A 19,265-nucleotide genomic window follows, 5' to 3' on the forward strand; every position below is an offset into this window, starting at 1 on the left:
GCCCTCGGCTGACGGTCGGTGAACCCGGCACTCGGTACCGTGGTCTCTCCATGGAAACACCCCGACTCCCCGCCCGCAGTTCCGCCCTGTTCCTCGACTTCGACGGCACGCTTGTGCCGCTGGCCGAGACCCCGGACGCCATCGCGCCAGACCCTGCCCTGATCCCGATGCTGGCCAGGCTGCAGGGCCTGCTGGGAGGGGCGCTTGCCATCGTCACGGGTCGGCAGGTCGAGGCGCTGGACCACTTTCTGGCGCCGCTGCATCTGCCCGCCGCCTGCGAGCATGGCCTGCAGCGGCGGGATGCCTGCGGCCGCCTGCACCCGCAGGCATCGGCCATGCCAGGGACCGTTCTGCAGCTGTGCAATGCCCTGGCGGCTGCCCATCCCCGCCTGCTGGTGGAGCACAAGCGCTCCTCGGTGGCACTGCACTACCGGCGCGCGCCAGAGCTGGCGGCGCTGTGCCTGGACACGTTGAGCCGCGCACTGCGGCACCTGCCCGGGCTGGAGTTGCTGCACGGCAAATGCGTGCTGGAGGTCAGGCCCGCGGGCGTGGACAAGGGCCGCGCCATTGCGGCCTTTCTGCGCGAAGAGCCGTTCGCCGGCCGCACCCCCGTGTTTGCCGGTGACGATGTCACGGACGAGAGCGGCTTTGCCGTGGTACAGGCGCACGGCGGCATGGCGATCAAGGTGGGCGAAGGCGCAAGCAGGGCCCGCCACCGGCTGGGCAGCCCGCAGGCCGTGCATGCCTGGCTGCAGTCCGCATGCATGCACCTGGCTGCACAGACCTGCGCGGAGGCCCTGCCATGAGCCGGCTGGTGGTGATCTCCAACCGCGTGGCCGACCCGGCCAAGGCAGCCGCAGGCGGCCTGGCCGTGGCCATGGGCGATGCGTTGCGGCAGACCGGCGGCCTGTGGTTCGGCTGGAGCGGCATGGTCACCGATGGCAGCGCCGCGCCCCCTGCCGGGCATGTGCACCGGATCCAGGCAGGCAAGGTCACGCTGGCCACGGTGGACCTGGACCGCGCGGACCACGACAGCTACTACGCGGGCTACAGCAATGGCGTGCTGTGGCCCGTCTTCCATGGCCGGCTGGACCTGGCGAACTTCGACACGGGCCTTGCGGCCGGCTACCGCCGCGTGAACCAGTTGCTCGCACGCAGGCTGCTCCCCCTGCTGGCAGAGGACGACATCCTCTGGGTGCATGACTACCACCTGATCCCCCTGGCGGCCGAGCTGCGCGCCCTGGGCTGCCGCCAGCGCATCGGTTTTTTCCTGCACATCCCGCTGCCGCCACCGACCCTGCTGGCGGCCATCCCCGAGCATGAGTGGCTGATGCGCTGCCTGTTTGCCTATGACCTGGTGGGCCTGCAGACACGCCAGGACGTGCAGCACTTCGAGCGCTATGTCTGCGAGGAGGCGGGCGGCCAGGCCCTGGGCGACGGCACGTTCCGAGCCCATGGCCAGCGCCTGGTCTGCCGCGACTTCCCCATAGGAATCGATGTGGAGGGCTTCGCGGCGCTTGCACAGGCCGGTGCCTCGCGCGACATGTACGAACGCATGAAGCACGAATACGCCCAGCGCCGCCTGCTGCTGGGCATAGACCGGCTCGACTACTCCAAGGGCCTGCCCCAGCGCCTGCGCGCCTTCCGCGAACTGCTGGCGCGCCATCCCGCCAACCGGCGCAGCGCCACGCTGATCCAGATCGGATCGCCCACGCGCGAGGGCCTGGACGCCTATGCGGACATACGGCGCGAGATCGAGTCGCTGTGCGGCGCCATCAATGGCGACTACGGCGAGCTGGACTGGATGCCCGTGCGCTACATCCACCAGACGCTGCCGCGCGACAGCATTCCCGGCCTGTGCCGTGCGGCAGCCGTGGGCCTGGTCACGCCGCTGCGCGACGGCATGAACCTGGTGGCCAAGGAATACGTGGCGGCCCAGGACCCGGCCGACCCGGGCGTGCTGGTGCTGTCGCGCTTTGCGGGCGCGGCCGAGCAATTGCACGAGGCGCTGCTGGTCAATCCCTATGACGTGCATGGCACGGCCGCCGTGGTGCAGCAGGCCCTGCACATGCCGCTGCACGAACGGCGCCAGCGCCACCGGCGGCTGCTGCAGCGCATACGCGAGCAGGACGTGCACTGGTGGCGCAAGGCCTTTCTGTCCGCATTGAAGGAGGCCAGGCCGCAGGAACGCCGAGACAGGGATTGGAGCAAGGAAAGAGACGACGGCTTCGGCATCCCCGTGCCGTCGATGAAGCAGCAACGCCCGCCGCTGGGCCTGGTGCTGCCCGCCTGCCCGGCGGAGGCCCTGGCCCTGGACGCCAGCCGATCGGTGGTCTCCGACAGGTAATGGCCTCCTGCTCCTGCGGCGGCGGCCTCGGCAAGCCGGCACGATGGCAACGCCCGGCCCCCCCCCTTCACTACCGGGCTGCACATGGCACACAAGGAAAGGTGAGCGGTGATGGTCCAGCAAAACAACGAGCACGCCCAGGCGTGGACGGACAGCGAGACGCTGGCCCGGGCCCTGCACGGCCATGAGGAACTGTCCCCCTCGGACCAGCTGGCCCTGCTGGTGGCCCAGGGCGCCGACCGCCTGCCCTTGCCGGGCCGTGGCCACACGCTGCAGCGCTGGAGGGCGCTGGCCGAAGTTGCCGCCCACAGCCTGGGCCTGGCCAAGCTCTACGAAGGCCATACCGATGCCCTGGCCATCCTGTACGAACTGCAGGCCGACCTGGCCACCGAGGGACTGCGCTGGGCCGTCTGGTGCGCCGAGCCACCGGGCGAGCGCGTGCAGGCCACGGCGGCCTCTCCCGACGCCACGCAACGGACGACGCTGCAGGCAGGCTCGGCGGTTCGCCTGTCCGGCCACAAGCCCTGGTGTTCCGGTGCCCGCGCGGTGGACCGCGCCCTGGTCAGCGGCTGGCTGGCAGACGGCCAGCGCTGCCTGATCGCCGTCACCATGGACCAGCCCGGCATACGCAGGGACGACAGCCACTGGCAGGCCGTGGGCATGGCCGCCAGCGCCAGCGCCGATGTGCACTTCGACGGCGCCACCGGCGTGCTGGTCGGGGCACCGGGCCAGTACCTGAGCCGGCCCGGCTTCCACCACGGCGGCGCGGGAGTGGCCGCCTGCTGGCATGGTGCCGCCGCCCGCATTGCCAGCCATCTGCTGCAGGCCGTCACCCAGGGCGGGGACCCGCATCGCCTGGCCCACCTGGGCGCGCTGGACGTGGCCCTGGGCAGCGCGGCCAGCCTGCTGCGCGAAGCTGCGGCAGACATCGATGCCAGGCCCTCGGACCCCTGCCTGCTGGCCGTGAGCCGCGCCCGGCTGGCCGTGGAAGCCGCCGCCGAAGACGTGCTGCGGCGCGTGCCGCGCGCCATCGGCCCGGGGCCGCTGTGCAAGAACAAAAGCCTGGCCCGGCTGATGGCCGACCTGCCCGTTTTCATCCGCCAAAGCCATGCCGAGCGCGACCAGGCGGCGCTGGGCCGCCTGCTGGCCGAGATGGAACAGGCAACGGTGTCGACACCCGCATCGGCACCAGGTGCAGGAGCCCCCGCATGGACGCTGTGAAGCCCCGCCTGATCGAAGGCCAGGGCACGCCCGAGTCGCGCTGGCAGGCCTGGTTCGCACAGCGCCAGCCCGTGCCGCTGGCACTGGACGAGCTGCTGCAGGGCCGGCGTCGCATCGTCATCGTGGCACCGCACCCCGATGACGAAATCCTGGGCTGCGCCAGCCTGCTGCGCCGCTGCGCGCAACAGGGCCTGCCCTGCCTCGTCATTTCCGTGACCGATGGCGGCGCCAGTCATCCCGGCTCCACGCTGTGGCCGCCGCAGCGGCTGGCCCGTGCGCGCGTGCAGGAGAGCAACCAGGCGCTGGCCCTGCTCGCGCCTGCAGCGCAGGTGACCCGCCTGGGCCTGCCCGACGGCCATATCGCCGACCACGCAGCGCAGCTGCTGCAGCGGCTGCAGGCCTTGCTGCGGCCTTCGGACGCGCTGCTGTGCACCTGGCGCGAAGACGGTCACCCGGACCACGAGGCCACCGGCCAGGCCTGCGCCACGGCGGCCGCGCGCACGGGCTGCCGGCTTGTCGAATTGCCCATCTGGGCCTGGCACTGGGCCGAGCCCGGCGACACGCGCGTGCCCTGGCACCGCGCCGCCGCCATTGCACTGGCGCCGCAGGAGCTGGCGCTCAAGCGCCAGGCCCTGTCTTGCTTTCGCAGCCAGTTGCTGCCCGACCCGTCCACGGGCCGCGACGCCATCCTCCCTTCCTGGGCCACGCAACGCCTGCTGCGCCCGTTCGAAGTGGTGTTCCTATGAGCAGCGCCAGACAGCATTTCGACCAGATGTACCAGGCCGACCCCGACCCCTGGCAGGTCGCATCGCGCTGGTACGAGCGGCGCAAGCGCGACCTGCTGCTGGCCGCCCTGCCCCGCGAGCGCTATGCCCACGGCTTCGAGCCCGGCTGCGGCAATGGCGAAACCACGCAGCGGCTGCTGCAGCGCTGCGAGCGGCTGTGCGCCGTCGATTTCTCGGCCAGGGCCGTGGACCTGTGCCGCGAGCGGATGGCTCCTGAGGACAGTGCGCGCCTGGACCTTCAGGCCCTTCCCCTGCCCTGGCAATGGCCCCAGGTGCCGGCCGCGCCGCAGGCCGGCTTCGACCTCATCGTGGTCTCGGAACTGGCCTATTACTTCGACGATGCGGCACTGGCGCATTTCAACCGCCAGTGCCTGGCCTCGCTGCAAGGCGGCGGCCACTGGCTCATGTGCCACTGGCGGCATGACGCGCACGACCGCCTGCAGACCACGCAGGCCCTGCATGACAGCGTGGCGGCCCATGCGCAGCTGCGCCTGCTGCTCAGCCACTGCGAGCCGGATTTCCAGCTGGACATCTGGCAGAAGAACCCTTGAAAGGACTGAAAAATGATCGGCGTGTGCATCCCTGCCCATGACGAGGAAGACCTCATAGGCCGCTGCCTGGACAGCGTGTTTTGCGCGGCCGCCCACGCCGACCTGCAGGGCGAGACCGTGGCCGTCGTCGTCGTGCTGGACAGTTGCCAGGACGCCACCGAATCGGCCGTGCGCCGCTGGCCCGCCATCCCGTTGCCGATTGCCGCGCGCAACGTGGGCAAGGCGCGGGCCCTGGGGTCGGAGTACCTGTTGCTGCTGGGCGCCCGCTGGCTGGCCTTCACGGATGCCGACACCACGGTCTCGCCGAGCTGGCTGGCCGACCAGTTGGCGCTGCAGGCCGACGTGGTCTGCGGCACGGTGGCAGTGCCCGACTGGTCTGCCCACGGCGCCCACGCGGGTGCGGCCCGGCGGCACTTCGAGTCCACCTACATGGACCGCGACGGCCACCGCCATGTACATGGCGCCAACCTGGGCATCTCGGCCTGGCACTACCGCCATGTCGGAGGCTTCGAGGCGCGCCGCTGCGGCGAGGACCAGGACCTGGTGGACCGCCTGGCGGCCAGCGGCGCCCGCATCGCCTGGTCCGCGCGGCCGCGCGTGATGACCAGCGGGCGTGCCTACTCGCGCGTGGCCGACGGCTTTGCCGGGGCGCTGCGCAAGGGGTGGGCCGAGGCCCCACAGCCACAGACTCCGGCAGAAGACGCCATGCTGCCTGCAGCCCTCACGGACGCCATGGCGCAGGGGGCTCCGGCTTCGGCCCTGCGCGTCCCGGCAATCGGTTGATCCGATGACCGGGGCGCTCCACCCTCGACGTCAGCCCTTGTCTTCGCGATAGCAATCCCTCAGGAAAACCGGCAGATCATTGGCCGGCGGCACGAAGGGCACCTGGTACATCATGTCGCTCACGAAGCCACGGTGGTAGCTGCCGTGGTTGACCACATGCAGCACGATCTGCTCGCGCGTCATGGCGCCCTGCCCTCCGCCCACGAACTCGAAATGCACGACCTTCGCCAGGTCTTCGTCCGGGCACGCATCGACGAACTCCACATACCAGCGGTCCATTGCCTGCACGGACTCCCACAGCGCCTGCAGCGTGGGCGTGTGGTCGGTGTTGCGCATGGTGTAGCCATGCTTGCGGCCCTGCAGGTGGTGCCTGAAGATGTCGTCCACCACATGGACGTGGTTCAGCGTGCGCACCATGTTGCCGAAGCTCGTGGGCCGCTGCTTCAGGGCCTCTCCTTCGGGCAGCTCCATCACGCTCTTGAAGGTCAGCCCGTTGGCCCAGGCCTTGTAGCGCACCAGCATTTTCAGGTTGGCCCTGGCCGATGAGGCAGGAGCACAGGGGTTTGCGTCGGTGGTTGTCATTCGTGGGTTCTTTCAGTGTTGATCGAAGGGGGAGCGGCCCGATCGGCACCAGTGTCGGCGCGATGGACCACATGGACCTTGTTGCCATCGGGATCGCGCAGATAGGCGCCGTAGTAGCCGGCCCCGTAATGCGGGCGCGGGCCGGGCGCCCCCTCGTCACTGCCGCCCTGCGCCAGCCCTGCGGCATGGGCCAGGTCCACCGCAGCCGGCGATGGCGCCAGAAAGGCCACCATGCCGCCATTGCCCGCCGTGCCATTGAAGGGGCTGTAGACATAAAAGCGCGGCAGGGCTGCCTGCGGCGTGATCCAGCAAAGCGCGGCAGGGCCGCCATCGGGCACCACCCAGCGGCGCCGCAGCCCCAGCGGGCACAGCACCGCGTCATAAAAGCGGCCGGCCCGCTCCAGATCGCGGCTGCCGACGGTCACATGGCTGAACATGGGTTCTCCAGGAAAAGGCCCGGCCTGGGCAACCCCGTGAACGTTACGCTATTGAAAAATGAAATAGTGTCACGGCACACTAAATTTTTCGCACCAAGAACATGCTTGCGCGCTCACCCTGGACGCCCCGCCTGGCCGCTCTGCAAGCCAGTGCCGCAGAGCGGCTGGCCCATGCCCTGGGCGATGACATCATCGAAGGCCGCCTGGCCGGTGGCGATCGCCTGCCCGCCCATCGCGACCTGGCGGACACATTGCAGATCGGCCTGGGCTCGGTGACCAAGGCCTACGCGCTGCTGGAGCGCCGGGGCCTGACGCGCAGCGTCAAGGGCAGGGGCACCTTCGTGGCATCACAGCAGGCACAGGCCGGCGAGGACATCGACCTGTCTTCCAACGCACCGCCGGCCGCCATCAGTGCGCGCGTCCTGGCTCGTACGCTGACCGGGATTGCGCGCAGCATCGATGCCGATCATTTCAACTTCTATGCCCCGCCCCAGGGCCACCTGGAGCATCGGCGCGTGCTCGTGCGCTGGCTGCAGACGCTGGGGCTGGGCACGGAGCCCGGCCGCATGGTGCTGACCAGCAGCGCGCGCCAGGCCCTGTCCCTGGCCTTCGATCTGGTCTGCCAGCCGCAGGGTCGGCTGCTGACCGAGCGCCTCACCTATCCCGGCGCCATGGCCCTGGCCCGGCGCAAGGGGTATTCCATGCAGGGCCTGGCGATCGACGCGCAGGGCATGCTGCCGCAGGCACTGGCCGATGCGCTGCACGGCATTCCGGCAGGCCATGGCAAGGTGGTCTACCTCACCCCCACGCTGCACAACCCGACCACGGCCACCATGGGCGCGGAGCGCAGGCAGGCGATCGTGGACATCTGCCGCAGCGCAGGCGCCTGGATCATCGAGGACGGCGTGTATGCCGCCTGCTTGCCCGATCACGCGCGCCTTGCGCACCTGGCGACCCTGGCGCCCGAAATCACGCTGCATGTGAACGGGCTGTCCAAGTCCCTGGGACCGGGGCTGCAGGTGGGCATGCTCTCGCTGCCCGCTTCGCTGTGCGGCGCGGCTGTGCAGCTTGTGCAGGAGCTGTCCATGGCGCCTTCGACCCTCTCCTGCGCCGTGATCGATGAATGGCTGTCGCACGGCGTGGTCGCTTCCCTGCAGGCCGACCTGCGCCATGAGGCACAGCGGCGCTGCCGGCTGGCCGCATCACACCTCGCCTCGCACCTGGGCGGCAGCGGCCTGGTGCTGCACCCCGAGGCCTACAACGCCTGGCTGCCCATGGAGCGCGAAGCCGCCGACCGCCTGGTATCGGCCGCAGCGGCGCTGGGTCTGAGGCTGACCGATCCGGGCTCGCTCATGGTGGACCCGCAGGAGCAGGCCAGCGGGCTGCGCATCTGCCTGGGTGCGCCGCGCTTCAACGCGCTGGACGGTGCCCTGGCGCAGTTGGCCCGGCTGCTTACTGCGGCGCCCTGAGTTTGTGCTGCAGCGCCCTGGCCACGGCGCCCAGCACGGGGACCTTGGCGAAGATCTCCTCCACCGGGTCCCAGAAATCCCGGTGCGTCGCCACCAGCCCGTCGCCATCGAACTGCAGGTAGCTGGTGCCGCCGATGTGCATGGGCTGGCCGGATGCCCGCACAAAGCCCAGCTCCCACAGCAAAAAGCCGCCGTCCCCCTGCACCGCGCCGTGGCTGACGGCAAAGCGGGGCCGGTCGAGCTGCTCGAACATGTGGGAAAACACGCGCTCGATCGCAGCGTGGCCGCGCACCTCGTTGAACGGGTCCTTGAACAGGGCCTGCTCGGCATACAGCGACAGCAGCGACGGCAGGTTGTCGCGGCGCAGGGCCTCGTAGGCCTGGGCCAAGCGGGCCAGTCGCGGATCGGATATGCCGCTGCTCATGGGTTTCATGCTCCGGTGAAGCGGCGGACCGCAGAGAAATACCAGGCGTCTGGCAGGCAGCGCAGCAGGCGCACCCAGCGCGTGAAGCGGCGCGGGAAATTCATCTCGAAACGCCCCTGCGCCCAGCCCTGCAGCATATGCCGGGCCGCCTCGTCGGCGCCGATCAGGGCCGGCATGCTGAAGCTGTTTTGCGCCGTCAGCGGCGTATCGACAAAGCCGGGATTGATGATGGACACGCCCAGGCCCAGGCCATGCAGGTCCAGATAGAGGTTTTCCGCCAGGTTGTTGAGCGCCGCCTTGGTGGGGCCGTAGGCCAGGGACATGGGCAGTCCCCGGTAGCCGGCCACCGAGCCGACCAGGGCCAGATGGCCCCGGCCAGCCTGGAGCAGCATGGGCAGCGCGGCATCGAGCAGGTGCAGCACGCCGCCATAGTTCACGGCCAGGTGGTGCTGCATCTCGGCCAGGTCGAACTCGGTGGCGCGCAGGGGCCGGTAGTGGCCTGCGCAGTAGAGGATCAGGTCGGGCGCCCCGCCCGCGTGGGCCAGCACGGCCTGGGCGGCCGCATCCACGGCAGCGGCGTCGGTCACGTCCAGCGGCAGGGCCAGGCAGCCCTCGCGGCCGCGCACGAAGTCCTGCAGCGCGCCGCCATGCCGTGCGGAGACGATCACCCGGGCGCCCTGCCCGTGCAGCGCCTCGGCCGTGGCACGCCCTATGCCCGAGGACGCGCCCACCACCCATGCCGAGCGACCCTTCCAGTCAGCCAGCAGCGGGTTCAGCCCGCGCGAGAACAGCGGCATGGCCATCACTCCTTGACAAAGGACAGCGTCACATCGCCCAGGTGCACGCCGAGCTTGCTCATGGCCGTGCGGTTGAGCAGGGTGCGCCCGTCCATGAGGTACATCCAGTCATCCATGTGGACGTTCCAGACCCGCCCATTCACGGGCAGGGCCAGCACATAGCTCCAGCGGAAGGCATTGCCCGCGCCCTGGCCCTGGGCCTCGCCCACCACGTCGTCGGCCCGGCCGCTGTAGCGGCCGTCGCCCAGGTGGCGGATATGCCAGACCCGCTCCTGCGTGCTGCCGTCGCTGTAGACGAAGTGCTCCTCCAGGGAGCCCTCGTCGCCATTCCAGCGGCCCGTCATGCGCACGGTGAACCGCTTGACCACCTTGCCCGATCGGTCCGTGAACATGCCGTGCGCCGTCAGCGGCCCGTTGAAATACTGGCGCAGGTCCAGCTGCGGCTGCTCCTTGGCGTAGTCCTGGACCGAAGGCCCGGCGCAGCCCGCCAGGGACAGTGCCAATGCCGCCCCCAGGCAGGCGCGCCGCAGCGGCGAAAACGAAGCGCAGTGGGTGATGTGGCTCATGTGTGCCTCCAGGAAGAATGCAATCGCTCGGCGCGCCAAAGCAGCAGCGCCGCCGCCAGCTTGAGCAGGCAGGGCAGCCCGCCATAGGCCCAGGCCAGCGCCTGCAGCCCGGCCGGGTCGGTGCCGCCGCTGCGGTAGCCCGCGGCGGACAGCAGGGGCAGGGCCAGGCCTGCGGCCAAGGCCAGGTTGAGCTTGGTGGCGCAGGTCCACCAGCCCAGGTAGCGGCCCTCGCCCCGGCCGCCCTGGCCGGACTCGTGGATCACGCCCGTGAGCAGTGCGCCCGGCAAGGCCAGGTCCGCGCCCAGGGCCAGCCCGCTGGCCAGGCAGATCAAGGCAAAGGCCATGCCGTCGCCCGCGCCCAGCCAGGGCGTGAAGCCGAAGGCCAGCACGCTGGCCAGCATGCCCGCGCGCCAGCTGGGCGCCAGGCCCCAGCGCGAGACGGCCTTCACCCACAGCGGCAGGCCCAGGGCCGCCGCGCCAAAAAAGCACAGCAGCAGCAGGGGCTGCAGTGCAGGCGCCTGCAGCCTGTCGGCCACGAAGAAGGGCAGCAAGGTGGCGGGAACGGCCGCGGCCACGCCATTGAGCATGAAGATGGCCAGCAGCCGGCGAAACGCGGCATCCGCCCACGGCGAGGCGGCAGGGGCCAGGGCCGCCGAGGCCGGGCCAGCCGGTTGCGGCACGAGGGGGACGGGGAGCACAGGGGCCACGGGCGCCCGGAGCCGGTACAGCCCCATCAGCCCCAGCGCCAGGCCCAGAGCCAGCACGGCGCCGGTGGCGTCAAGGCCCATCACGGCCGGCAGAACGCTGGCCAGCAGCACGCCCGCCAGCGTGGCGCCCTCGCGCCAGGCCGTCACACGGGCACGCCAGGCGGGCTGGCCGCCCCAGCGGGTGCCCCAGGCCTGGTGGAGGATGGTGACGAAGCTGTAGGCCAGCGTGCACACCAGCAGGCTGCCGGCCAGCCAGCCCAGCATGGCAGCCTCGGAGCCGCGCGGCGGATGCCATAGCGCCCCGAAACCCAGCGCCATCAGCAGGCTGCCCAGCGCAGCCGCCCGCCAGGCCGGCCGCACACCCTGGCGCAGCAGCCTGTCGGCCTGGCGGCCAATGGCCGGATCGACCACGGCGTCGAGTGCCCGCGTGGCCAGCAGCACGGCGCCCAGCCCGGCCAGCGGCGCGCCCGCCACGCTGGCGTAGTGGTAGGGCAGGTTCACATACAGGGGCAGGGACACGAAGGCCAGCGGCGCGGCAAGCCCGCCATAGGCCAGCCCTGTGCGCCAGGGCAGCACGGGGGCAGGAGCGGGGGCTGTGACGGAGGTCATGGCGTGCTCCGCTGGCGCTCAGCCCTGGCCCAGCAGCGAGGTGCGCATGGCTGGCGCCGAGGTCTGCGGCGCCAGCCAGATGCCGAAGAACAGGCGCGCATAGTCGGCGTCGCGCAACTGCGCCGTCTGCCGGCCATTGTGGAAAAAGCGCACATCGCCCCTGCCGTCGTTCAGGCCCAGCAGCCGGTCGTTGGCCACCACATCGGGAAAGGCCTGCTTCATCAGGTCCAGCCATTGGCGGGCCTGCTCTTCGGTGAAGGCGCCGACCCTGCGCATTTCGGCGATGGAGCGTTCGGCAATGGCCGCGCCTTCGAGCTTGCGGTCGTAGACCAGCTCCAGCGCAAACGGGTGGCGGGCGTAGTCCTCGGGCAGCAATCCGGGCGCGGCCCACAGCCGAGCCTCATAGACGCGCAGGCCGAAAAAGCGCAGCACGGCCGTGCCCATCAGGCGCGCAGACGGCAGGGCGCTGCGCAGTTCGACCGGAGGTTCGGCAGTCGGGGGCATGGCGTGCAAGGCGTTGGACATGGTGATCAATGAAGGGGCAAGGACGCAGGCGGCGCCCCAGGCCAGGGCCTGGCGGCGGGGTGAGCGGCGTCCGCGGGGTTGCGGGGCCGTCATCATGGCAGGGGCTTGCGCAGCGTGAACTGGACGACATCGGTGTTGCCGGTGTCGAAGGCCGCCTCGCAGTAGGCCAGGTAGAAGGTCCAGATGCGTACGAAGCGTTCGTCAAAGCCCTGGGCACGCACGGCCTCCAGGCGCTCCTCGAAGGACTGGCGCCAGCGCCTGAGCGTCTCCGCATAGTCGCGGCCAAAGGCCATGCGGCCTTCCACCACCAGGCCGGCGCGCCGCGCCTCCTGCTCGAAGGCGGGGATGCTGGGCAGCAGCCCGCCCGGGAAGATGTACTGCTGGATGAAGTCGGTGGAGCGCAGATAGCGGGCGAACAGATCCTCGCGCAGCGTGATGGTCTGTATGCAGGCCAGCCCCCCCGGCTTGAGGCAGTCGCGCAGCGTCTGGAAGTAGCCGCGCCAGTATTCGCGGCCCACGGCCTCGAACATCTCGATGGAGACGATGGCATCGAAGGGCTCGCCCGCATGGCGCGCGGGCAGGTCTCGGTAGTCCTGGTAGCGCAGCTCCACCGCGTCGGCCAGGCCCGCCTGCTGCATGCGCTGCTGCCCCCAGACCAGTTGCTCGCGCGACAGGGTCACGCCCGTGACCCGGGCGCCGAACTCCTGCGCCGCCGCCTCGGCCAGCCCGCCCCAGCCGCAGCCGATTTCCAGCAGGCGCTGGCCGGGCTGCAGCCGCACTTCGTCCAGCGTGCGCCTGAGCTTGGCCTGCTGGGCCTCCTGGAGGTCCGCATTGCGCAGCGCTTCGCCGATGCGGCCCTGGAACCAGGCCGCGCTGTAGCTCATGCCGGGGTCCAGCCACAGGCGGTAGAAGTCATTGCCCAGGTCGTAGTGGGCATGGATGTTCCTGGCACTGCCGGCCCGCGTATTGCGTTGCAGCAGATGGCGCAGGCGGTAGCCCAGCCGGCCCCACCAGCTGCCATAGACCAGGCTTTGCACATGGTCGCGGTTGACCATGCACAGCCGCAGCAGGGCGGCCAGGTCGGGGCTGTCCCACTCGCCGGCGATATAGCCTTCGGCCAGCCCGATGTCGCCCGATTTGAGCGTGCGCTCCAGCGCCTGCCAGTCGTGCAGCACGCAATGCGCATCGGCAGCCCCCGACGGTGGGCGGGGCAGGTGCAGCAGGCGGCCATCGGGCTGCTCCAGGTCCAGCTGCCCGTGGGGCAGGCGTTCGAGCAGGTTCAGCACACGGCGCGCCCGTGCAGGCGTGCGGCGCGGCGCTGCCGCGGAGGGGCTCAGCAGGGGAGCGGCGGTAGTGTTCATCGTGTGACGAAGCGCTTGGGCTCGGAGGGTTTGCCATGGAAAGGCACGCGCTTGGCCCAAAGGCGCAGCGCATGCCAGTGGATGCGGGCGACCACGCCCAGCGTCATCAGGGGAGTGCCGAAGAAGGCGCGGCGCACGGCGGCGACGTCGAGCGGGTGCAGCACGCCGCCCACGCTGGTCTGCAGCAGCGGGCCGTCCTCGTCGTGCAGGTCCACGCGCGCCAGGGTGCGGTCTTCGCCGCGCTCGAAGCGGAAGCGGTACTCGCCGCGCACCTCGCAGAACGGCGAGACATGGAACTGCTTGCGCGCCACCTGCTCGCGGCCCCAGTCCAGGTCCGGCCCCGCCAGCAGGTAGGCATGGCGCTCGCCAAAGGTGTTGTTGACCTCGGCCAGCACGGCGGCCAGCGAGCCGTCGGCGCGCTGCGCATACCAGAAGCTCACGGGCTTGAACACGTAGCCCAGCACGCGCGGGAAGGTGTGCAGCCAGACCTCGCCATCGGCGTCGGCTATGCCTTCGCTGTGCAGCAACTGCTCGAACCAGGCCAGTGCGTCGCAGCCGCCATCGCCGTGGTCGCTGTCATGAAAGCTCAGCCAGCCCAGCCGGTTGCGCCGCAGCGCGGCGTCCGGCTGCGTGCGCAGGCTGCGCAGCGGCAGCATCAGAAAGTAGCCGGGATAGCGGAAGGCATGCTCGACAGGCCGCAGGCGGCGGTGCCAGACATGGCCGAAGCCGATGAGGGGGCGGGCCGTCATGCGACCCCCTCGAAGGCCGCGCTGGCGGGCAGGACGGGCAAGGCCGGCAGGGCACGCAGCAGGCCATCGGCCGCGTCCAGGCCCGAGCGCAGGCCGTCTTCGTGAAAGCCGTAGCCGCACCATGCGCCGCAGAACCAGGTCCGGCGCTGGCCCTGCACGCCGGCCACGCGGCCCTGGGCCTCGATGGCCGCCAGGTCGAACACCGGGTGGCTGTACTCGATGCGCGCATGGACCTGGCCTTCATCGATGGGGCGCACCGGGTTCAGCGAAACCATCACGGGCTGCTGCCACGGCAGGGGCTGCAGGCGGTTGAGCAGGTAGTGCAGGCAGACGCCGGCCTGGTCCCGCCCCGGGTCGGCCGCACGTTCGTAGTTCCAGGCGGCCCAGGCCGCCTGCCTGCGCGGCAGCACGCTGGCATCGGTGTGCAGAACGGCCTGGTTGGGCTGGTAGCGGATGGCGCCCAGCACGCTGCGTTCCTGTGGCGTGGCATCGCTGCCGAGCAGGCGCAGGGCCTGGTCGCTGTGGCAGGCCAGCACCACGGCGTCGAACGGCTCCGTGCCGTTCGCCGTCTGCAGCAGCGCGCCGTGCGCGGCGCGGCGCAGGCCCAGCACGGGCGCATTCAGGCGCGCCTCGTGGCGGCCGTCCTTCAGCAGCGCGGCCACCATGCGCCGCACGTACTGGCGCGAGCCGCCGCGCACCGTGTGCCACTGCGGCCGGTCCGTGACCTGGATCAGTCCATGGTTGTGGCAAAAGCGGATCAGCGTGGCCACGGGAAAGCGCAGCATCTGGTCGGTGGGGCAGGACCAGATGCAGCCCATCATGGGCAGCAGGTAGTCCTGACGGAAGGCGGCGCCAAAGCCGTGGTCGTCCAGAAAATCGCCGATGGCGCTGCGCAGCCGCGCTTCATCGCCTTCCTGGGCGATGCGCGTGGCCAGGCGGTTGAAGCGCAGGATCTCGGCCAGCATCTTCAGAAAGCGCGGGCGCAGCAGATTGCCCCGCTGCGCGAACACGCCGCCCAGCGAACTGCCGCTCCATTCCAGGCCCGCGCGGCCATCGGCCTGGGGCACCTGCACGGAAAACGACATCTCGGCGGCAGCCGTGGGCACCTGCAGTTGCTCGAACAAACGCGTCAGCAGCGGATAGGTGCGGTGGTTGAAGACCAGAAAGCCGGTGTCCACGCCCTGGCTCACGCCGCCCAGCGTCAGGTCCACCGTGTTGGCGTGCCCCCCGAAATGGCCGCCCGCCTCCAGCAAGGTCACGGCAGGCCCGCCTGGCGCAGCGGCCAGGCGGCTCGCTGCGGCCAGCCCCGCAATCCCCGAACCGATGACAGCAATGCGATGCATGGAGGTGCCCTTCTTGGTTGAACAGCCCGACTAGACCACAAAGACCAAATCTTGAACTGATGAGTTCAAACTATAAACCAAACATACCTGCTTTGCACTATTTGGTATCAGATATGACCTGCGAGGTCTAAAATATCGCTATGACTAGCCGCTCCTCCATCAAAGAACAGATACAGCGCGTGCGCGAGCAGGCCATCGTGGCGGCCGTCAACCGGCTGCTGGCCACCAAGGGCTACGACGCCATGACGGTGGACGAGGTCGCGGCCGAGGCGGGCATGGCCAAGGCCAGCCTGTACAAGCTGTTCACCTCCAAGGAAGAACTGGCGGGCGCCGCCATGGTGGGCGTGCTGGACCGCGCCCTGGCCTTTGTGGACGGCCTGCGCGACACGGCGGCCCAGGCCGCCGAGGCCGGCACGCCGGTGCGCCCGCTGGACCAGCTCAAGGCCGTGACGTGCTGGGCCATGCAGACCCAGCTGGAAGGCGAAATGCCCTCGCTGCCGGCGCAGAACTCCAACCTCAGCGCCTCCCTGCAATCCAACGATGCCTACATGGACCGGCTGATCGCCCTGAGCAACCGCCTGAGCATCTGGATCACCGAGGCCCAGACCAGCGGCCAGCTCCAGCCCACGCTGCCGGCCGAGCTGGTGCTCTACACGCTGTTCGCGCGGGCCTGCGATCCGGTGGTGGCCCTGCTCAAGGAATCGGGCCAGTACACGCACGCGCAAATCATCGACTGGGTCACGGGCACGACCTTCGACGGGCTGGCGGGAGCTGGTTGACACTCCCGGCGGAGCAATCGCTGCGACATGGCCGACCTCGCCCTCGAAACGCCTCCATGTCCCTCTGGGCTCCCCCTTGAGAGCCAGTCATATGGGACGACGGTGGACAGACGGCTGTCGAATGCACTGCTGGAACGCCGACAATTGGAATTGGCCTGACAGCCCTGCCTTCACCGCCCGGGAGAAGCCACGCCGGCATTCTGGGGCACCTGCCTCCCTGCTTTTTGCGCTGCTACACGGCAGCGCACCACGGTGCGCCTGGCTCTTCTCATGCGCAAGCTTCCCAGTCGGGTGCTCTTGTATAGTTGCGGGCTGGCGGCGACAGCAAGACCCGCGCCGTGCGAGATTGACCTGCCGGGCCTTGTGTTTTCCTGCGCCGAAACTTCGCAATGCAGCCTCCGGCCAACGCCCTGCCCAGTACTACCTTTGACACGTGCCAGACCCTCTCGGCAGACCGCTTCGAGGCCTGGCGCGCCAGCATTTCCGTGCTGTTCGATGTGGCTCCGGTGGAACACCACACAGCCTCTGGCGACAGTTTCCATGCCTCGGTACATGCCACCCATCTGGGCCAGTTGCTGCTGGGCGACCTGCGCTTTGGCGCGCAACGCTTCTCACGCAACAAGGCACGCGCTGCCCGCGACGGTCTGGACCACTATCTGGTTCAGTGGTACCGCAGCGGCAGCTTCGTCGGCCAGCATGATGGCAGCAGCGAGCTACAGGTAAACGCCGGCGATGTGGTCGTCTTCGACATGGCACGCACCCAGCAGACCCTGGTTGAACACTCACATGTGCTCTCGCTGATCGTGCCACGCAGGCTGGGCGATGCAGCCTTCGGCACCCATGGTGCAGACCTGCATGGAACCGTGCTGGCTTCAGGCAGCATCTTCGCAGGACTCCTGGCAGATCATCTGGACGCGCTGCACAGGCGCCTGCCTACCATCGCTCTGTTGCAGGCCGACGATGTGGTGCATGCCACCACCCAGATGCTGGCCGCCTGCCTGCGTCCGAGCCAGCGCACCTTGGCCGAGGCCCGCAACGAAGTGCATGCCGCCACGCTGGAGCGCATCCAGCGCCATATCGCCCAGAACCTGGCCGCACCGCTCACCCCCGAGATACTGTGCGGACGCTTCGGCATTTCGCGCCACCGGCTCTACCACCTCTTCGAGCCACTGGGCGGAGTGATGCGCTACGTGCAGCAGCGCCGCCTGCAGCGGGCCTTCCACACGCTGTCCAACCCGACCTGCAGACGTCTGCGCATTGCGGATGTGGCCACACGCCTGGGCTTTGCCAGCGAAGCGCACTTCAGCCGCGCGTTCCGTGCCGCCTTCGGCCACACGCCCAGCGATGTACGCGCCATGGCTGAAGCGGCTGATGCCGTGCGCATCAATCCCCCACCCGGCACCACGACCGCATCGGCGGAATATGCCGACTGGCTGCTCGGGCTCATGGCCTGAGCGAGGGATGGCCGGCCACGAGAGCGTGCAGGTCCAGCGGGCCCATGGGCGCGGCACATGGTCTCGGCATTTGTCAGGCCATCGGGCTGCGACAGCAGAAATGCCATCCGCGCCCTGGCCGGCAGCCGCTGCAGCATGGCCATGAATCGCAGCACGGATCCTGCAGCCAATGCAAATGAGAATTCATATCAACTGGATAAAATGCCGGGAGTTCTTTGACGCACAAGAGGAAAGGCCCGGCACGTGCATCCATCCACCGACAGTGGCGCCAGCCAGGCTCTGGGCAGCATGTACGCGCAGCACAACCATTGGCTGGTCGCATGGCTGCAGCGCAGGCTGGGCAACCGCTGCGATGCGGCCGACCTGGCCCAGGACACGTTCACGCGCATCTGGGCCAGCGCCAGGACACAGGCCATCGAGGACATCCAGGAGCCCCGCGCCTACCTGACGACGGTGGCCCGGCGGCTGCTGGTCAACCATCTGGAGCGCCGCTCGCTGGAGCAGGCCTACCTGGCATCCCTGCACCTTCTGCCCCCGGCCACCGTGCTGTCCGTGGAGGCGCGGGCCATGCTGCTGGAGACGCTGCAGGAACTCGACGCGCTGCTGGACGCCCTGCCCGCCAAGGTGCGCACGGCCTTTCTCATGTCACAGCTCGAAGGCATGTCCTACGAGGACATTGCCGCCCACATGCAACTGAGCGTGCGCACCGTGACGCGCTACATGGCCCAGGGCTTCCGGCAATGCCTGCTGGCGATGCTGGAGCGCTGAGCATGCAGGCCGCGGACGCACGCATCCTGGACGAGGCCGCCCGCTGGCTGGCCCGCAGGCACGCCTCGGACTTCAGCGCCGCCGAGCAGGCCGAGCTGGCACGCTGGCGCAGCCAGAGCAGCCGGCATGAACACATCTGGCAATGCGCCGAGCAGCTCAAGGGCCACTTGAACACCGTCCCCGCCGCCGTCGGCATGGCCACGCTCAACCGCGCGCGTCCCTCGGCCGCACGGCGCCAGTTGCTGCGCTCGGCGGTGCTGGCCCTGGCCACGCCTGCGCTGGGCTGGCTGGCCTGGCGTCACCTGCCCTGGCAGGACTGGACGGCCGACTACCGCACGGCCAGGGGCGAGCGCCGCGCGGTCACGCTGGCCGACGGCAGCCGCGTGCAGCTGAACACGGCCTCGGCCATCAGCGTGCGCATGGAGGGCACGGCGCGGCGCATCCGCCAGCATGCGGGGGAAATCCTGGTCGAGACCGCGCATGCCCCGCCCTACGCCTCCCAGCCTTTCATGGTGCAGACAGACGACGGCCAGATGCAGGCCCTGGGCACGCGCTTCATCGTGCGCAAGCTGGAGCAAGGCACGGCGCTGGCCGTGCTGGAGGGCGCAGTGCGCGTCACGCCGGCAGCATCGGCCACGGCCGTGGTGGTGCATGCGGGCGAGCAACTGCATTTCGATGGCCATGGCGCCAGCGCCACCCGCCCGGTGGCGGCGCGGGACTCGGCCTGGACGCTGGGCGTGCTCTATGCCGAGAACCTGCGGCTGCAGGACTTCCTGGCCGAGCTGTCGCGCTACCGCGAAGGCATTCTGCGGTGCGACGACGATGTCGCCGACCTGCGCGTCTCCGGCACGTACCAGTTGCAAGACACCGACCGCATCCTGGCCCTGCTGGCCCAGACCCTGCCGGTGCGCGTGCACGAGCGCAGCCGGTACTGGGTGACGGTGACGCGGCGCTGATTTGGATTTTTTCTGCCAGGGCTGTCCGGTTTTTCACTCTCGCCTGTCAAGG

Annotated in this window: 21 protein-coding genes; 11 read left to right on the plus strand and 10 right to left on the minus strand. The window is 69.8% G+C overall.

The genetic code is table 11. The annotated features are described in order from the left end of the window. The first annotated feature begins 50 nt into the window (after window positions 1-50). The 6 genes from otsB to A9976_RS24230 all read left to right on the plus strand — a co-directional run bounded on the left by otsB (window position 51) and on the right by A9976_RS24230 (window position 5,687). A complete protein-coding gene (gene otsB / locus A9976_RS24205; RefSeq protein ID WP_183021106.1) occupies window positions 51-806 on the plus strand; it encodes a trehalose-phosphatase in 756 nt (251 codons plus the stop codon). Beyond that, complete coding sequence (locus tag A9976_RS24210; protein ID WP_183021107.1) at window positions 803-2,347, plus strand: trehalose-6-phosphate synthase; 1,545 nt, start codon at window positions 803-805, stop codon at window positions 2,345-2,347. Before otsB ends, A9976_RS24210 begins: the two co-directional genes overlap by 4 nt. Before the next feature lie 111 nt (window positions 2,348-2,458). After that, on the plus strand, window positions 2,459-3,568 hold the full coding sequence (locus tag A9976_RS24215; RefSeq protein WP_183021108.1) for an acyl-CoA dehydrogenase family protein: 1,110 nt from the start codon (window positions 2,459-2,461) through the stop codon (window positions 3,566-3,568). Further along, window positions 3,556-4,314 (plus strand): PIG-L deacetylase family protein, encoded by a 759-nt coding sequence (locus A9976_RS24220; RefSeq protein ID WP_183021109.1) that lies wholly within the window; start codon window positions 3,556-3,558, stop codon window positions 4,312-4,314. The genes A9976_RS24215 and A9976_RS24220 overlap by 13 nt, the downstream gene beginning before the upstream one ends. Continuing rightward, complete coding sequence (locus A9976_RS24225) at window positions 4,311-4,904, plus strand: class I SAM-dependent methyltransferase (protein WP_183021110.1); 594 nt, start codon at window positions 4,311-4,313, stop codon at window positions 4,902-4,904. The genes A9976_RS24220 and A9976_RS24225 overlap by 4 nt, the downstream gene beginning before the upstream one ends. 12 nt (window positions 4,905-4,916) lie before the next feature. After that, window positions 4,917-5,687, plus strand: a complete 771-nt coding sequence (locus tag A9976_RS24230; protein ID WP_183021111.1) for a glycosyltransferase family 2 protein — start codon at window positions 4,917-4,919, stop codon at window positions 5,685-5,687. Between the two features lie 30 nt (window positions 5,688-5,717). Here A9976_RS24230 and A9976_RS24235 read toward each other — a convergent pair whose 3' ends face one another. After that, a complete protein-coding gene (locus A9976_RS24235) occupies window positions 5,718-6,269 on the minus strand; it encodes a DinB family protein (protein WP_183021112.1) in 552 nt (183 codons plus the stop codon). Then, window positions 6,266-6,706: a VOC family protein gene (locus tag A9976_RS24240; RefSeq protein ID WP_183021113.1), complete on the minus strand. Its 441-nt coding sequence runs from the start codon at window positions 6,704-6,706 to the stop codon at window positions 6,266-6,268. The genes A9976_RS24235 and A9976_RS24240 overlap by 4 nt, the downstream gene beginning before the upstream one ends. Before the next feature lie 101 nt (window positions 6,707-6,807). On the opposite strand from A9976_RS24240, the gene A9976_RS24245 reads away from it, so the two are divergent. Then, window positions 6,808-8,175, plus strand: a complete 1,368-nt coding sequence (locus tag A9976_RS24245) for a PLP-dependent aminotransferase family protein (protein ID WP_183021114.1) — start codon at window positions 6,808-6,810, stop codon at window positions 8,173-8,175. Here A9976_RS24245 and A9976_RS24250 read toward each other — a convergent pair. Genes A9976_RS24250 through A9976_RS24285 form a run of 8 tightly spaced genes read right to left on the minus strand, consistent with a single transcriptional unit; the run spans window position 8,159 to window position 15,256 of the window. Next, window positions 8,159-8,599, minus strand: a complete 441-nt coding sequence (locus A9976_RS24250) for a nuclear transport factor 2 family protein (RefSeq protein ID WP_183021115.1) — start codon at window positions 8,597-8,599, stop codon at window positions 8,159-8,161. The two genes, A9976_RS24245 and A9976_RS24250, sit on opposite strands and share 17 nt — an antisense overlap. Before the next feature lie 5 nt (window positions 8,600-8,604). Next, entirely contained in the window at window positions 8,605-9,396 is a 792-nt protein-coding gene (locus A9976_RS24255) for an SDR family oxidoreductase (protein ID WP_183021116.1), read from the minus strand. 5 nt (window positions 9,397-9,401) lie between these two features. Beyond that, window positions 9,402-9,962: a DUF3833 domain-containing protein gene (locus tag A9976_RS24260; RefSeq protein WP_183021117.1), complete on the minus strand. Its 561-nt coding sequence runs from the start codon at window positions 9,960-9,962 to the stop codon at window positions 9,402-9,404. Next, on the minus strand, window positions 9,959-11,278 hold the full coding sequence (locus tag A9976_RS24265) for an MFS transporter (protein WP_183021118.1): 1,320 nt from the start codon (window positions 11,276-11,278) through the stop codon (window positions 9,959-9,961). The genes A9976_RS24260 and A9976_RS24265 overlap by 4 nt, the downstream gene beginning before the upstream one ends. 18 nt (window positions 11,279-11,296) lie before the next feature. Beyond that, the gene (locus tag A9976_RS24270; RefSeq protein ID WP_183021161.1) at window positions 11,297-11,896 is read right to left on the minus strand and encodes a hypothetical protein; all 600 of its coding nucleotides are present in this window, start codon (window positions 11,894-11,896) and stop codon (window positions 11,297-11,299) included. Further along, window positions 11,896-13,164 (minus strand): cyclopropane-fatty-acyl-phospholipid synthase family protein, encoded by a 1,269-nt coding sequence (locus A9976_RS24275; protein ID WP_183021119.1) that lies wholly within the window; start codon window positions 13,162-13,164, stop codon window positions 11,896-11,898. Before A9976_RS24275 ends, A9976_RS24270 begins: the two co-directional genes overlap by 1 nt. Then, on the minus strand, window positions 13,161-13,913 hold the full coding sequence (locus A9976_RS24280; RefSeq protein ID WP_183021120.1) for a DUF1365 domain-containing protein: 753 nt from the start codon (window positions 13,911-13,913) through the stop codon (window positions 13,161-13,163). The genes A9976_RS24275 and A9976_RS24280 overlap by 4 nt, the downstream gene beginning before the upstream one ends. After that, window positions 13,910-15,256: an NAD(P)/FAD-dependent oxidoreductase gene (locus A9976_RS24285; RefSeq protein ID WP_183021121.1), complete on the minus strand. Its 1,347-nt coding sequence runs from the start codon at window positions 15,254-15,256 to the stop codon at window positions 13,910-13,912. Before A9976_RS24285 ends, A9976_RS24280 begins: the two co-directional genes overlap by 4 nt. A gap of 140 nt (window positions 15,257-15,396) precedes the next feature. Here A9976_RS24285 and A9976_RS24290 point away from each other — a divergent pair, with 140 nt between their 5' ends. From A9976_RS24290 to A9976_RS24305, 4 genes are all read left to right on the plus strand, one after another. Further along, entirely contained in the window at window positions 15,397-16,035 is a 639-nt protein-coding gene (locus tag A9976_RS24290) for a TetR/AcrR family transcriptional regulator (protein ID WP_183021122.1), read from the plus strand. 389 nt (window positions 16,036-16,424) lie between these two features. Then, window positions 16,425-17,489: a helix-turn-helix domain-containing protein gene (locus tag A9976_RS24295; protein ID WP_183021123.1), complete on the plus strand. Its 1,065-nt coding sequence runs from the start codon at window positions 16,425-16,427 to the stop codon at window positions 17,487-17,489. Between the two features lie 288 nt (window positions 17,490-17,777). Next, window positions 17,778-18,257, plus strand: a complete 480-nt coding sequence (locus A9976_RS24300; RefSeq protein WP_183021162.1) for a sigma-70 family RNA polymerase sigma factor — start codon at window positions 17,778-17,780, stop codon at window positions 18,255-18,257. A gap of 2 nt (window positions 18,258-18,259) precedes the next feature. After that, window positions 18,260-19,213 carry a FecR domain-containing protein gene (locus tag A9976_RS24305; RefSeq protein ID WP_183021124.1) on the plus strand — a complete coding sequence of 318 codons (954 nt, stop codon included), beginning with the start codon at window positions 18,260-18,262 and terminating at the stop codon, window positions 19,211-19,213. Window positions 19,214-19,265 lie beyond the last annotated feature (52 nt).

Source organism: Delftia sp. UME58 (genome assembly GCF_014170385.1).
Lineage (GTDB): Bacteria > Pseudomonadota > Gammaproteobacteria > Burkholderiales > Burkholderiaceae_C > Comamonas > Comamonas acidovorans.

Bases quoted from the DNA above. Each gene is read 5' to 3' on its own strand.
- otsB (WP_183021106.1), top strand. From the start codon at position 51: ATGGAAACACCCCGACTCCCCGCCCGCAGTTCCGCCCTGTTCCTCGAC.
- A9976_RS24210 (WP_183021107.1), top strand. From the start codon at position 803: ATGAGCCGGCTGGTGGTGATCTCCAACCGCGTGGCCGACCCGGCCAAG.
- A9976_RS24215 (WP_183021108.1), top strand. From the start codon at position 2,459: ATGGTCCAGCAAAACAACGAGCACGCCCAGGCGTGGACGGACAGCGAG.
- A9976_RS24220 (WP_183021109.1), top strand. From the start codon at position 3,556: ATGGACGCTGTGAAGCCCCGCCTGATCGAAGGCCAGGGCACGCCCGAG.
- A9976_RS24225 (WP_183021110.1), top strand. From the start codon at position 4,311: ATGAGCAGCGCCAGACAGCATTTCGACCAGATGTACCAGGCCGACCCC.
- A9976_RS24230 (WP_183021111.1), top strand. From the start codon at position 4,917: ATGATCGGCGTGTGCATCCCTGCCCATGACGAGGAAGACCTCATAGGC.
- A9976_RS24235 (WP_183021112.1), bottom strand. From the start codon at position 6,269: ATGACAACCACCGACGCAAACCCCTGTGCTCCTGCCTCATCGGCCAGG.
- A9976_RS24240 (WP_183021113.1), bottom strand. From the start codon at position 6,706: ATGTTCAGCCATGTGACCGTCGGCAGCCGCGATCTGGAGCGGGCCGGC.
- A9976_RS24245 (WP_183021114.1), top strand. From the start codon at position 6,808: ATGCTTGCGCGCTCACCCTGGACGCCCCGCCTGGCCGCTCTGCAAGCC.
- A9976_RS24250 (WP_183021115.1), bottom strand. From the start codon at position 8,599: ATGAGCAGCGGCATATCCGATCCGCGACTGGCCCGCTTGGCCCAGGCC.
- A9976_RS24255 (WP_183021116.1), bottom strand. From the start codon at position 9,396: ATGCCGCTGTTCTCGCGCGGGCTGAACCCGCTGCTGGCTGACTGGAAG.
- A9976_RS24260 (WP_183021117.1), bottom strand. From the start codon at position 9,962: ATGAGCCACATCACCCACTGCGCTTCGTTTTCGCCGCTGCGGCGCGCC.
- A9976_RS24265 (WP_183021118.1), bottom strand. From the start codon at position 11,278: ATGACCTCCGTCACAGCCCCCGCTCCTGCCCCCGTGCTGCCCTGGCGC.
- A9976_RS24270 (WP_183021161.1), bottom strand. From the start codon at position 11,896: ATGACGGCCCCGCAACCCCGCGGACGCCGCTCACCCCGCCGCCAGGCC.
- A9976_RS24275 (WP_183021119.1), bottom strand. From the start codon at position 13,164: ATGAACACTACCGCCGCTCCCCTGCTGAGCCCCTCCGCGGCAGCGCCG.
- A9976_RS24280 (WP_183021120.1), bottom strand. From the start codon at position 13,913: ATGACGGCCCGCCCCCTCATCGGCTTCGGCCATGTCTGGCACCGCCGC.
- A9976_RS24285 (WP_183021121.1), bottom strand. From the start codon at position 15,256: ATGCATCGCATTGCTGTCATCGGTTCGGGGATTGCGGGGCTGGCCGCA.
- A9976_RS24290 (WP_183021122.1), top strand. From the start codon at position 15,397: ATGACTAGCCGCTCCTCCATCAAAGAACAGATACAGCGCGTGCGCGAG.
- A9976_RS24295 (WP_183021123.1), top strand. From the start codon at position 16,425: ATGCAGCCTCCGGCCAACGCCCTGCCCAGTACTACCTTTGACACGTGC.
- A9976_RS24300 (WP_183021162.1), top strand. From the start codon at position 17,778: ATGTACGCGCAGCACAACCATTGGCTGGTCGCATGGCTGCAGCGCAGG.
- A9976_RS24305 (WP_183021124.1), top strand. From the start codon at position 18,260: ATGCAGGCCGCGGACGCACGCATCCTGGACGAGGCCGCCCGCTGGCTG.